Source organism: Nocardia lijiangensis NBRC 108240, from assembly GCF_001613045.1.
GTDB classification, from domain to species: Bacteria; Actinomycetota; Actinomycetes; order Mycobacteriales; family Mycobacteriaceae; genus Nocardia; species Nocardia lijiangensis.
This window is the reverse complement of sequence record NZ_BDBP01000069.1, coordinates 1-13133: the sequence shown is the minus strand read 5'-3', so window position 1 is coordinate 13133 and position 13133 is coordinate 1. Positions and strand designations below refer to the sequence as shown.

Genomic DNA, 13133 nt, shown 5'->3' with positions numbered 1-13133 from the left:
TGTGGGCCCGCTCACGGTCGCCGTCAAAGATGCGTCAACAAAGGCCCGGGATCACCGCGACCGGGGTGACACTCACGGACGTGACTGCTGTTGTGCCCCGCCCGGCCGCCACGCCGCGCGGAGAATCGAATGCCGCTCCCCACCGCGGTTTGACGGTGCCGACCGGACTGGCCGGCCTCTCCCTCGACGCCATGGCCTCGGTCTCCTACGGCCCGGAGGCGATCGTGCTGGTGCTGGCCGCCGCGGGCGCGGCCGGACTCGGCGCGACGCTGCCGGTGACCCTGGCGATCGTCGCCCTGCTCACGGTGCTGATCGCGTCCTACCGCCAGGTGATCGCGGCCTTCCCCAACGGTGGCGGCGCTTACGCGGTGGCCAAGCGGCATCTCGGGCACCGCACCAGCCTCGTCGCGGCCGCCTCGCTGATCGTGGACTACGTGCTCAACGTCGCGGTCTCGATCGCCGCCGGCGTCGCCGCCCTGACCTCGGCATTCCCCGGGCTGTACGACTACAGGGTGGCGATCTGCCTGCTCGTGCTCGCCGGCATCACGGCGCTGAACCTGCGCGGCATCACCGAGAGCGCACGCGCGTTCATGCTGCCCACCGTCGTGTTCGTCGGCGGCATCGCGGCGGTGATCGTCGGCGGGCTGCTGCGCAGCGAACCTGCCTCGGTGACCGTCGGCGACCCGGCGGTCACCGATATGCACACCCTGGGAATCCTGTTGCTGCTCAAGGCCTTCTCCAGCGGGTGCGCGGCGCTGACGGGCGTCGAGGCGATCGCAAACGCGGTGCCCAGCTTCGCCGAGCCCCGGGTACGGCGGGCCCAGCGGGCGGAGGTCGTCCTCGGCGTGCTGCTCGGCACCATGCTGATCGGGCTCGCGGTGTTGATCGAGAAGTTCTCGCTGCGCCCAATCGAGGGCGTCACGGTCCTCTCGCAACTCACCGAGGCCGCGCTCGGCCACGGATTCGGCTACTACGTCGTGCAATTCGCGACGGTGGTGTTGCTCGCGCTGGCCGCCAACACCTCCTACGGCGGACTCCCGACGCTGACCAGGATCCTGGCCGACGACAACTGCCTGCCGCACCGCTTCGCGGTCAGCTCACCGCGCCAGGTCTACCGGTACGGGGTGCTGGCGCTCGGCGTGAGCGCGGGCGTGCTGCTGGTCGGCGCGGGCGGCATGATGAACGTTCTGGTGCCGCTGTTCGCCATCGGCGTGTTCGTCGGATTCACGATCGCGCAGGCGGGCATGGTCAAGCACTGGTGGCTGGCCAGGAGCGACGGGTGGCGAATGCGGATCGCGCTCAACGGGTTCGGTGCGCTGCTCACGTGCGTGGCCGCGGTGATCACCACCGCGATGAAGTTCACCGAGGGTGCGTGGCTGATCGTGCTGGTGCTGCCCGCGCTGGTGTTCGCCATGCTGCGGGTGAACGCGGCCTATCACCGGATCGGTGACCGCCGCGCCGCGGGCGTCATCCCGGCCCAGCCGCAGGCCTGTGGCACCACGATCGTGGTGCCCGTCTCCGAGGTGTCCGAGCTGAGCAGGGAGGCGCTGTCGACCGCGATGTCCATGGGCTCGGACGTCGTCGCGGTGCACGTCTGCCTGCCGGGCGAATCGGCGCGGGCGTTCACCAAGGCGTGGGAGGCGTGGCATCCCGATGTGCGCCTGGTGCTGCTGGAAGACAGCGACGCCACCGTCGGCGGACCGGTCGCCCGCTATGTGCGCGAGAACTTCGCGGGCCGCCGCAAGGTCGTGGTGATCGCCGAGGTCGATCCGCCCGGCGGCTGGGATCGGGTGCTCCCGAGCCATCGCAGCGACGAACTCGAGCGCGAGCTGCGCCGCAACGCCGACACCGTGATCTGCCACCTGCGCGTCCAGGTGGCGTGAGCCCGACCGGGCTCGGCCGTCGCGGTGGCGTGAGTCGGCCACACTCGCGCCACCGCGTTCGGCTCCGGACGTCTCACTCCCGCCGGGTGCGGATCAGTCCTTCCTGCACGACGGCGGCCACCAGCTGGCCCTCGCGGTTGAAGATCTTGCCGCCGGTGAGCGCGCGGCCGAACCCCGCCGAGGGCGAGGACTGGTCGTAGAGCAGCCAGTCGTCGGCGCGGAACGGGCGAAGGAACCACATCGCGTGATCCAGCGACGCGTCCTGGGTCGGCGTGTCGGGGTGGGTGACCTTGGAGGAGCCGAGCAGCGTCATATCGCTCATGTAGGCCAGCGTGCACACGTGGAACAGCGGGTCGTCGGGCAGCGGGTGCCGGTAGCGGAACCACACCTGCTGCTGGGAGACCACGCCGTCGCGGCGCGACACCGATTGCTGCGGCACGGTGCGGATGTCCCAGTGCTCCCATTCGCGCATCGCCCACAGCCGCTCCGGGCTCATCGAGGTCTGGGCGTCGGGCAGGTTCTCCGGCGCGGCCACCTCGGGCATCACGTCCTGGTGCTCCGGGCCCGCGTCGCCGACGTGGAACGAAGCCGACATCGTGAAGATCGCCGAGCCGTCCTGCACACCGGTCACCCGGCGGGTGCAGAAGGACCTTCCGTCGCGGATCCGCTCCACCAGGTACACCGTGGGTTCCGCCGGATTGCCTGGACGCAGGAAGTACCCGTGCAGCGAATGCACCTGGAAGTGCGGCTCCACCGTGCGCACCGCCGATACCAGGGCCTGCCCGGCGACCTGACCGCCGAAGGTGCGAGCCAGCTGGGTCTTCGTGGACGCGCCACGGAAGATGTCCCGCTCCAGGCGTTCGATCTCCAATGCCTCTTCGATTGTCGCCATGCGCAGAGGTTAACCCGCGGCGTCCGATTCCTCCCGTTCGGCCACCGGTCGAGGCACGCGACCGGATGCTCGACGTTTGCCATTGTCGCGCCGGTCACATCGCCGCGCGCCTCCGCCGCGACGAACTCCGTGCGGCGATCGCGGCAGTCCGGGACGCACGGAGCGTCCCGGCGGCGTGTCTGCTGTGATGGAGCGGTGCCGCAGTTCGTGCCGATCACCCAGGACGGTCTCGCCGACCTGCTCGCCGACCGGGTCCGCGCGCTGCCCGGCCGCCGCCTGATCGCCATCGACGCGGCCGACGCCGCACAGCCCGCCGCGTTCGCGCGGCGCGCCGCCGAACGGCTGCGTGGGACGGGCCGGTCCGCCGAGGTGGTCTCCCTGCACGATTACGTGCGTCCCGCCTCGCTGCGCATGGAGTTCGGCCGCGAGGACGAATACTCCTACCGCACAGCGTGGTTCGACTACGACGCGGTCCGCCGCGAGGTCGTCGGCGCGCTGCGCGAGCAGGGCCGCTGGCTGCCCGCGTTGTGGGACGAGTCCGCCGACCGCTCGGCCCGCGCCGCCGTCCGCGCCGCCCCCGCCGATCTGGTGCTGTTCCTCGCGGGCCCCATGCTGCTCGGCCGCGATCTCGCCTGCGATCTGACGGTGCGTCTGGACCTCAGCGAAGCGGCACTGCGCCGCCGGACGCCGCCGGACGAGCACTGGACCATCCCCGCCCTGCTGCGATACGACCGCGAGAATCCCGAGATACCAACATTTTCGGTGCGCTGGGACCATCCCGATCGCCCCGCGCTGAGCCGGATCTGAGACCCGGCCCACGTATACCGTTGCGCCGCAGGACAAACCAGATCGCACCGGGCGGAAAGCCGACACCCGGACGCGATTCGCGACCGGGTGTCTTGGTGGTGCAGAGATTCGGCGTTACTCGACGAGTGGCACACACAGCGGTAGCGGAGCTTCCGCCACCCCCGACGTTGTGTGCCACTCGTCCGCCGACACGTGTGCGGCACGATCCGCGTTTCGGCGGATCAGCGCTGTCAGGCGCAGGCGGCCGACTGCTGGCCGAGGTTGGTCAGCATCCCGCACGCCCATGCCTTCTGGACCTTCCATGTGCCGTTCTCGGCGACGAACGGCACGTCCGCGATGTTCTCCTGACCGTTCAGCACGATCTTGGCCTTGGCGTTGATGGTGTCGCCGAAGGCGGTCACCTCCGTCACCGTGACGCTGGCCCCGGTCTGCTGGTAGGCCTGCGACAGCCGGCTCGGCAGCTCCGGATCGGCCTCGGCGCCCTGGATCATCGCCAGCTTCTCCTGGTTCGGCACCGCCGGGTCGAGCGCCCGCTGCAGCTGCGTGTTCAACTCCGGCACGCTCGGAACCGGCGGCAGGCCGGCTGCCGCGGCACTGGCCTTGGCGCTGGTGGTGGTGCGGGCAGGCGTGGCGTCCTGGCTCTTGTCGTCGCTGCCGCAGGCCGTCAGGCTCAGCGCGGCCGCGACGGCCAGGCCTGCGATCGCGATTCGTCCGGTCTTGCGAAGCATCAACTGTGGTCCTTTGCGTTCGAATCGGTCGGCGTCATCGGCGACCGTGCTGCTCGCCGTGCATCGAACCTAATCCGCAGCTCTGTGGGAACTCTGTGATCGCTGTGTGGCGGGTCGAAGAGTCGAGGGCCGGGCAACGCGAAACGCCCGGCCCCTGGCTGCGGCCTGGGACCGGGCGTGACGAAAAGGCAAGTGCGGCAAGCGCCGCGACGCTCACCAGCCGCGTTCGGCGAGCCGGTGCGGCTGCGCGATCTCCTCGACGTTGATGCCGACCATGGCCTCGCCGAGACCACGGGAGACCTTCGCCAGCACGTCGGGGTCGTCGTAGAAGGTGGTGGCCTTGACGATGGCGGCGGCGCGCTGCGCCGGGTTGCCGGACTTGAAGATGCCCGAGCCGACGAAGACGCCCTCGGCGCCGAGCTGCATCATCATGGCGGCGTCGGCCGGGGTGGCGATGCCGCCCGCGGTGAACAGCACGACGGGGAGCTTGCCGGTCTCGGCGACCTCGCGGACCAGCTCGTAGGGGGCCTGCAGCTCCTTGGCCGCGACGTAGAGCTCGTCGGCGGGCAGCGCGGCGAGCTTGCGGATCTCCTGGCGGATCTGGCGCATGTGGGTGGTCGCGTTGGACACGTCGCCGGTGCCCGCCTCGCCCTTCGAGCGGATCATGGCCGCGCCCTCGGTGATGCGGCGCAGCGCCTCGCCCAGGTTGGTGGCGCCACAGACGAAGGGAACGGTGAAGTTCCACTTGTCGATGTGGTTGGTGTAGTCGGCGGGGGTGAGCACCTCGGACTCGTCGATGTAGTCGACGCCGAGGCTCTGCAGGATCTGCGCCTCCACGAAGTGGCCGATGCGGGCCTTCGCCATGACCGGGATGGAGACGGCGGCGATGATGCCCTCGATCATGTCGGGGTCGCTCATCCGGGACACCCCGCCCTGGGCGCGGATGTCGGCGGGCACGCGCTCCAGTGCCATGACCGCGACCGCGCCGGCGTCCTCGGCGATCTTGGCCTGCTCGGGGGTGACGACGTCCATGATCACCCCGCCCTTGAGCATCTCGGCCATGCCGCGCTTGACGCGAGCGGTGCCGACGGTGTTGGTGGTCTCGGGCGTGGTCACGGCAAACTCCTGAGTCATGTGCGCCTATCAAGTCGCGCGGAACGAAACGACCTAAGTCTAGGCGCGGAGAGAAAGCCACTTGATAGCCAGTTGCGGGCCACTGGACTGGTGCCGAGGTCAGCTCGGGGGCCAGCTCCGCGCGACGTGACGCACGCCATGCTCGCCGTGGATCACCCGCCGTGTCCCGGCGAACCCTTCGCTATCGAGCGGGCGTCCGCACTCGCGGAATTCGCCGGGTCTACCGGACTCAGATCGGATTCACGACGAGCAGCTGCGCCCAGTACTCGGCGGCCGCCGGACCGACGATCGGCAACAGGAAATCGAACAGCAGATACGACATGGAACTAACCTCCAACAACCGGACAATGACCGCTCCGCGTCGTCGGGGAGCACGGAGACCTGATACCCGCCAGGGCGCGATTCAGTCACGAAGCTATCACGAGCGTGAAGCAGATCACAGGTGTGTCAAGCGGCCTCAGCGGATGGAGCGGACCTCGGGATCGCCGGATCCGGACGCGATCGTGGCGGCCTCCGGAAGCAGTTCGTCGAGGTGGTAGGGGTAGACCGTCTCACCGGAGCGGTCGAGGGTGCCGATGTCGGCGGGCGTGCACCATTGATGCCCGGTGATGGATCGGCGCTCGATCACGGTCCGATTGCCCGGTTCGGGTGTGAAGGCGGGCACCCGCAGCGCGAAGAACAACTCCTCGGCGCGGATCAGCTGCCCGTCGAACGGGAACACCGCGACGCGCCGCCAGATCGGACCGCGCAGGCTCTCCGGGGCGGCGCGGTGCCCGGTCTCCTCCCACAGCTCGCGCACGGCGGCGGCCCGCAGCGTCTCCCCCGGATCCACACCGCCGCCGATGGTGAACCAGAACGAGTCCGCCGGGGTCTTCGGATCGTTGCCGCGCATCAGCAGCACCCGGTCCTGCTCGTCGAGCAGCACGACTCGCGCCGACGTGCGGATGGTGTCCACCGCCAATCCGGTCGACGCGGCGGGCGTCGCCCGCTCGGTGATCTCGAAATAGGTGGGCAGCGGGGCGGTGCCGCCCAGGTGCAGCACGCGCACGGGACGCCGGGTGCGCAGCGCGAGCGTGTCGCGGACCGCGTCGTTGTGGAAGCGCCGGGCGATCAGCACCCTGGCCTCCGCGTCCGCGAGTTCGGCGACCAATTGCGGGCGCAGCTGCGCGATGTCGACGGCCGACAGCGCCGACGACAGCTGGTTTTCCACCGTCTCGCGCTCCGCCCGTCCCGCGCGTTCGGCCCGTCCTGCCAGAGCGGACAAGCGTGTGGCCTGCTCGGCCAGCGCCGGATCGGAGACCGGGCCCGCGATCGCCATCGCCACGGCGCGGGCCACCACCGCGCGCCGCGCCAGCGCCGAGTCCAGCGCCTGCCAGGACTGGTCGGAGCGCACGTGCAGCCGGTCCAGCCGGTTGGCGGTCGAGTAGGCCCACAGTCCGATCGCGACGACAACGGCCGCGATGAGTGCGAGAACGAGGACCGTTGTGGCCGAGAAGGTGATCATCCGGCGGCCCGCACCCGCGTGTCGCCGATGGTGACGGTCTCGTAGACGCGCAGGATCTGCTCGGCCACCACCGGCCAGTCGTATTCGCCGACCACCTGATTCGCGGTGTGCACCAGCGATTCCCTGCGCACCTCGTCGGTGAGCACGGTGTCCAGCGCGGCCGCGAGCCGCGCCGAATCGCCGACCGGGACGAGTATCCCCGCGGTGCCGTCGCGCAGCACCCGCCGGAACGCGTCGAGTTCGCTGGCCACCACGGCGGTGCCTGCGGCCATGGCTTCGATCAGGATGATGCCGAAGCTCTCCCCGCCCAGGTTCGGCGCCACGTAGACGTCGGCGCTGCGCATGGCCGAGGCCTTCTCCTCGTCGGAGACCTGGCCGAGGAAGCGCAGGTGCCCGGCATGCGGCCCGGCCTCGCGCCGCAGCCTTTCCTCGTCGCCGCGCCCGACGATCAGGATCTCCACGTCGGGGTGGCGGCGCACCAGCTCCGGCAGCGCGCCGAGCAGCACGTCCATGCCCTTGCGCGGCTCGTCGTACCGGCCGAGGAACAGCACCGTGCCGCCCGCGCGCGGATAGCCGGGCAGCATCGGCGCGCGCGCGAAGGCGGTCACGTCCACGCCGTTGGGAATCTCCACCGCGTCGGAACCGAGCGCCTCCACCTGCCAGCGCCTGGCCAGCTCCGACACCGCGATCCGGCCGCTGATCTTCTCGTGGTACGGCCGGAGCACGCCCTGAAAAGTGCTGAGCACCAAGGATTTCGTGGTGGAGGTGTGGAACGTCGCGACGATCGGGCCCTCGGCGATCTTGAGCGCGAGCATGGACAGGCTCGGTGCGTTGGGCTCGTGGATGTGCAGCACGTCGAAATCGTTGCCGTCGATCCAGCGGCGAATCCTGGTGTAGGCCATGGGTCCGAAGGAGAGCCGGGCCACCGAGCCGTTGTAGGGAATCGCCACCGCGCGTCCGGCCGAGACCACGAACTCCGGCAGCGAGGTGCCCTCCGAGGCGGGCGCGAGCACGCTCACCCGGTGCCCGCGCTCGATGAGCACCCTGGCCAGGTCCACCACGTGCGCCTGCACGCCGCCGGGCACGTCGAACGAGTACGGGCAGACCATGCCGATCTTCATGGCGTCTCGTCTCTCCCGCCCGGCACCGCGGGCCCGGTCTGCGCGGCGGCGATCCTGGCCCGGCGTTCCTCGGACAGATCGCTCTCCCACAGCGGTTGCAGCATGTGCCAGTCGGCGGGATGCTCGGCGATATTGGCCGCGAACCGGTCCGCAAGCAGCTGCGTCGCCGCCGCCACGCCACCCGAGACATCCAGCGGCGCCTCGGTTTTCAAGCCCCAGGCCTCCACGCCGTCGTCGCCGACCGTGAACCAGATGTGCACCGGTATGAGCGCGGCGCCGGTCTCGATGGCCAGCTTGGCCGCGCCCGCGGGCATCCAGGTGCGCTCACCGAAGAAGGTGACGGGCACCCCACGGCCGGTGAGATCGCGCTCGCCCATCAGGCAGACGATCTTGTTCTGGCGCAGTCGTTCGGCCAGCCTGCCGAACGGCGGCTCCTCGCCGCCGGTGAGCGGGAACACCTCGAAGCCGAGGCTTTCCCGGTAGGCGATGAAGCGCTCGAACAGCGACTCCGGCTTCAGGCGCTCGGCCACCGTGGTGAGCCCGCCGTAGTTCTGCACCAGCCACATCCCGGCCATGTCCCAGTTCCCGGAATGCGGCAGCACCAAGATCACGCCGCGCCCCGCGGCCACCGCCGCGTCCAAGTTGTGCAGTTCCTCCACGGGCAGCCGCGACGACTTACCCAGCGCCGCGTGATCCATCGTCGGCAGCCGGAACGCCTCGCGCCAGTACCGCGCGTAGGAGCGCATGCTGGCCCGTATCAGTTCGTCGGGCACTCGCTCGGGCGCCACGCCGAGCACGCGGGCTAGGTTGCGCCGCAACTGGATCGGGCCGCCGTTGCGGGCCGCGCGCGCACCGCCCCAGTCGAACAACCGGCGGGCCGTGCCCTCGGGAAGCGCACGGACCAGCCGCCAGCCCGCCGCGTATCCGGCAGCGCTCAGCCGTTCCCCGATACTCACCGTTCCCCCGATTCCACAGCACCGACGATACGACCGAAAACCCGGATCAGTGCGCGCAGTTCACGTGCGCTCACCGCGCCTCCTGCGGCGCGGCGGGCGGGATGACTTCGCGGGCGCCGGGCGAATTGCGCACCGCGAGCACCCGCTGGAACACCGTCACGATGCTGAGCACCGCGAGGATCCACATGGCCACGTGCACCGCCCAGGTGAGCCACTCGATCCCCCAGTGGCCGCCGAGACCGGTCAGGCCCGCGCCGACGAGCACGATGACCAGCCGGTCGGGGCGCTCGATGATGCCGCCGTCGGCGGACAGACCGCTCGCCTCGGCACGCGCCTTCGCGTAGGAGATCACCTGCGAGGTCACCAGCACCACCAGGGTGGCGAAGAACAACCACTTGCTGTGCTCGTGGTACACCGCCCACCAGGCCAGCCCGCCGAAGATCGCGCCGTCGGCGACCCGGTCGCAGGTGGCGTCCAGCACCGCGCCGTATTTGGTGCCGCCGCCGCGGGCCCGCGCCATGGCGCCGTCGAGCATGTCGAACATGACGAACAACCAGATCACCATCGTTCCCCAGAACAGGTGACCGGTCGGGAAGAGAGTGACCGCGGCCGTGATGGAGGCGGCGGTGCCGATGAGGGTGACGGCGTCGGGCGTCAGACCGGTGCGTACCAGCGCCTTGCCCAGCGGAGCGGTGGCCTTGGCGAACGTCTCGCGGCCGAAGAAGCTCAGCACCGGCTACACCCGCGCCCGGTCGGTTCGGACGCACGACGCACCACGGCGGTGGTTCACTCCGTTTCCTTCCATGCGGCGGCAAGCAGCGCCCTGGTCTCGCGCAGCAACTGCGGCATCACCTTGACCCCGCCGACCACGGTGATGAAGTTCGCGTCCCCGCCCCAGCGCGGCACGATGTGCTGGTGCAGGTGGTCGGCCAGCGAGCCGCCCGCGATGCCGCCGAGATTGAGCCCGACGTTGAAGCCGTGCGGGCGCGAGACGCTCTTCATCACCCGGATGGCCCGCTGCGTGAACGCCATCAGCTCGGCGCTCTCGGCCTCGGTGAGGTCCTCCAGGTTAGCCACCCTGCGGTACGGCACCACCATCATGTGCCCGGGGTTGTACGGGTACAGGTTGAGCACCGCGTACACCAGCTCACCGCGGGCGACGATAAGGCCGTCCTCGTCGGACATCTTGGGAATGTCGGTGAACGGGTGCCCGGTGGCGTCCGTCGGACGGGATCCCGCGGCCTCGGTGATGTACGACATCCGGTACGGGGTCCAGATTCGTTGCAGCCGATCGGGGTCGCCCGCGCCGATGTCCACGATGTTCCCCTGCTCCGTGTCGTCCAGGTCGTACAGCCCGTCCGCGGTCATTCCCGGCCCGCCTGCACGATCTCGAACCCCTCGGCGGTGGGCGAGGCGTTCTCGCGGTGCTTGATCCACGCCACGACGGTGGCCACCGCGTCGGCCACCGGCACCCCGTTGACCTGGGTGCCGTCCCGGAAGCGGAAGCTCACCGCGCCCGCGTTCACGTCACGCTCACCGGCGAGCAGCATGAACGGCACCTTCTGCGCGGTGTTGTTGAAGATCTTCTTCTGCATCCGGTCGTCGCTGCGGTCCACCTGGGCGCGGATACCCTGGTCGTGCAGCAGCTCGATCACTCGATCCAGGTGCGGCGCAAAGGCTTCCGCGACCGGGATGCCGACCACCTGCACCGGCGAGAGCCAGGCGGGGAAGGCGCCCGCGTAGTGCTCGGTGAGCACGCCGAAGAAGCGTTCGATGGAGCCGAACAGCGCGCGGTGGATCATCACCGGCCGCTGCTTGGTGCCGTCGGAGGCGGTGTATTCCAGGTTGAAGCGCTCGGGCAGGTTGAAGTCGAGCTGGATGGTCGACATCTGCCAGGTGCGGCCGAGCGCGTCCTTGGCCTGCACCGAGATCTTCGGACCGTAGAACGCCGCCCCGCCCGGATCGGGCACCAGCTCGAGGCCGGAGGCCGAGGCGACCTTTGACAGGGTCTCGGTGGCCTCCTCCCAGATCTCGTCGGAGCCGACGGACTTCTCCGGGTCCTTGGTGGACAGTTCGAGGTAGAAGTCGTCCAGGCCGTAGTCCTTGAGCAGATCCAGCACGAAGCGCAGCGTGTCGGTCAGCTCCGCGTGCATCTGCTCCTTGGTGCAGTAGATGTGCGCGTCGTCCTGGGTCATGCCGCGCACCCGGGTCAGGCCGTGCACCACGCCCGACTTCTCGTAGCGGTAGACCGAGCCGAACTCGAACAGCCGCAGCGGCAGTTCCCGATACGACCGGCCGCGGGCGCGGAAGATCAGGTTGTGCATCGGGCAGTTCATCGGCTTGACGTAGTAGTCCTGGCCCGGCTTGCGGACGGTGCCGTCCTCGTTGAGCTCCGCGTCCAGGTGCATGGCCGGGAACATGCCGTCCTTGTACCAGTCCAGGTGGCCGGAGACCTCGAACAGGTGGCCCTTGGTGATGTGCGGGGTGTTCACGAACTCGTAGCCCGCGGCCACGTGGCGGCGGCGCGAGTACTCCTCGAGCTCCTTGCGGATGATGCCACCCTTGGGGTGGAACACCGGAAGGCCCGAGCCGAGCTCGTCGGGGAAGCTGAACAGGTCCAGTTCCAGGCCGAGCTTGCGGTGGTCGCGGCGCTCGGCCTCGGCGAGCAGGTGCAGGTGCTCGTCCATGGCCTCCTGGGATTCCCAGGCGGTGCCGTAGACGCGCTGCAGGTCCTCGCGGTTCTGGTCGCCGCGCCAGTAGGCGGCCGAGCTGCGGGTCAGCTTGAAGGCCGGGATGAACTTGGTGGTGGGGATGTGCGGGCCGCGGCACAGGTCGCCCCAGATCTTCTCGCCGGTGCGCGGATCCAGGTTGTCGTAGATGGTCAGCTCTTTGCCGCCGACCTCCATGACCTCGGGGTCGTCGATGCCGGACTTGTCGCTGATCAGCTCGAGCTTGAACGGCTCCTTCGCCAGCTCGACGCGGGCCTCGTCGAGCTCCACGACGCGACGCGAAAAGCGCTGCGCGCCTTTGACGATCTTCTTCATCCGGGATTCCAGCTTGGCCAGATCCTCGGGAGTGAACGGGCGGTCGACGCGGAAGTCGTAGTAGAAGCCGTCCTTGATGGGCGGGCCGATGCCCAGCTTGGCCTCCGGGAACTCCTGCTGCACGGCCTGGGCGAGCACGTGCGCGGCGGAGTGCCGGATCACGCTGCGTCCGGCTTCGGTGCTCGCGGCGACCGCCTCGACCTCGACGTCGGTGTCCGGGGTCCAGGACAGGTCCTTGAGCGCGCCCTCGGCGTCGCGCACCACGACGATGGTGTCGGGTCCCTTGGTCGGCAGACCCGCCTCGCGCACCGCGGCACCCGCCGTAGTCCCGGCCGGCACCCGGACGAGGGTGGCTGGGCTGATCGGGGCTGAGGTGGTCACGGCGGCGCACTCCTTGGGGTTCTCGTGGGCGGGCCTGTTCCCGCGCGTCGTCACCGGGCGGCGAATCGCCCCGGCGCGACCAATGCTAGCGGTCCCGCCGACGGGCGATTCGCGCCGGTCGCGAGCGCCTCGAGCGTGGCGTCACGAGCCGGCTGCCGAGTCCACGGCCGGGTTCTGGGCGTATCCGGTGAGGGGTGGGTGTGCTCGCGAAACCTGGTGTCGCCGCGGGGTAGCTCGCTGTCGGCGTGTCGGCACCCATCTTGCAGCACATCCGGGCGCGCGCAACTCGAATTCCGCCGCCGTGAGCAGGCGGATCAGCGGCCCGCGGCGAGCTTCGCCAGCAGCGCCTCGCGTTCCGCGGCGGGGCGTTTGGGGCAGCTCGTGCACATCTCGCAGCCGGGGACCTCGTAGACGAGGCAGCAGGAGATCCGGCGCACGAAGGTGCGTCCGCCGATCGTCACGAAACGCGGCACCGGCAACTTCCCGCCCACCGAGGTGGCCAGCTCGGCTCCCGCGGGGCCGTCGCCCGCGTCGAGGGCGCGGTTGCCCATCGCGTCGGCGACGATGGCCCACAGCGCGGGCACTCCCGCCCCGGAGACGGCGGCCACGGCCGGGATCACCACGGCCAGCGTCTCCCGCAGCACCGCCGCGGACCGCGCGGCGTCCGGGGCATCGGCGGGCGC

At 70.0% G+C, this 13133-nt stretch carries 12 protein-coding genes; 2 read left to right on the top strand and 10 right to left on the bottom strand.

Annotation, left to right across the window (positions count from 1 at the left end; genetic code table 11):
• Positions 1–80 precede the first annotated feature (80 nt).
• Entirely contained in the window at positions 81–1883 is a 1803-nt protein-coding gene (locus tag NL1_RS24245) for an APC family permease (protein ID WP_444980022.1), read from the top strand.
• Positions 1884–1956: 73 nt separating this feature from the next.
• Here NL1_RS24245 and NL1_RS24240 read toward each other — a convergent pair whose 3' ends face one another.
• On the bottom strand, positions 1957–2775 hold the full coding sequence (locus NL1_RS24240; protein WP_067843659.1) for an acyl-CoA thioesterase: 819 nt from the start codon (positions 2773–2775) through the stop codon (positions 1957–1959).
• Positions 2776–2970: 195 nt separating this feature from the next.
• Between NL1_RS24240 and NL1_RS24235 the strand changes: the two genes are divergently transcribed.
• Positions 2971–3582 carry a hypothetical protein gene (locus NL1_RS24235; protein ID WP_067843656.1) on the top strand — a complete coding sequence of 204 codons (612 nt, stop codon included), beginning with the start codon at positions 2971–2973 and terminating at the stop codon, positions 3580–3582.
• 230 nt (positions 3583–3812) lie between these two features.
• On the opposite strand, the gene NL1_RS24230 is transcribed toward NL1_RS24235, so the two are convergent.
• The 9 genes from NL1_RS24230 to NL1_RS24190 form a co-directional block, all read right to left on the bottom strand.
• On the bottom strand, positions 3813–4310 hold the full coding sequence (locus tag NL1_RS24230; protein ID WP_307623656.1) for a WKL family lipoprotein: 498 nt from the start codon (positions 4308–4310) through the stop codon (positions 3813–3815).
• A 213-nt stretch (positions 4311–4523) separates the two neighbouring features.
• Positions 4524–5444, bottom strand: a complete 921-nt coding sequence (pdxS, locus tag NL1_RS24225) for a pyridoxal 5'-phosphate synthase lyase subunit PdxS (RefSeq protein ID WP_067843653.1) — start codon at positions 5442–5444, stop codon at positions 4524–4526.
• Between the two features lie 457 nt (positions 5445–5901).
• Complete coding sequence (locus NL1_RS24220) at positions 5902–6945, bottom strand: NUDIX hydrolase (RefSeq protein WP_067843776.1); 1044 nt, start codon at positions 6943–6945, stop codon at positions 5902–5904.
• Entirely contained in the window at positions 6945–8069 is a 1125-nt protein-coding gene (locus NL1_RS24215) for a glycosyltransferase family 4 protein (RefSeq protein WP_067843651.1), read from the bottom strand. Before NL1_RS24215 ends, NL1_RS24220 begins: the two co-directional genes overlap by 1 nt.
• On the bottom strand, positions 8066–9025 hold the full coding sequence (locus NL1_RS24210) for a phosphatidylinositol mannoside acyltransferase (protein WP_067843649.1): 960 nt from the start codon (positions 9023–9025) through the stop codon (positions 8066–8068). Before NL1_RS24210 ends, NL1_RS24215 begins: the two co-directional genes overlap by 4 nt.
• Before the next feature lie 70 nt (positions 9026–9095).
• Positions 9096–9758, bottom strand: a complete 663-nt coding sequence (gene pgsA, locus NL1_RS24205; protein WP_067843638.1) for a phosphatidylinositol phosphate synthase — start codon at positions 9756–9758, stop codon at positions 9096–9098.
• A 53-nt stretch (positions 9759–9811) separates the two neighbouring features.
• Complete coding sequence (locus tag NL1_RS24200) at positions 9812–10393, bottom strand: ATP adenylyltransferase (protein ID WP_067843635.1); 582 nt, start codon at positions 10391–10393, stop codon at positions 9812–9814.
• Positions 10390–12450, bottom strand: coding sequence for a threonine--tRNA ligase (gene thrS / locus NL1_RS24195; protein WP_067843775.1), 2061 nt, complete (start codon positions 12448–12450; stop codon positions 10390–10392). The genes NL1_RS24200 and thrS overlap by 4 nt, the downstream gene beginning before the upstream one ends.
• Positions 12451–12764: 314 nt before the next feature.
• The coding region (locus NL1_RS24190) for a (2Fe-2S)-binding protein (protein WP_162272765.1) at positions 12765–13133 on the bottom strand (369 nt) is incomplete at its 5' end.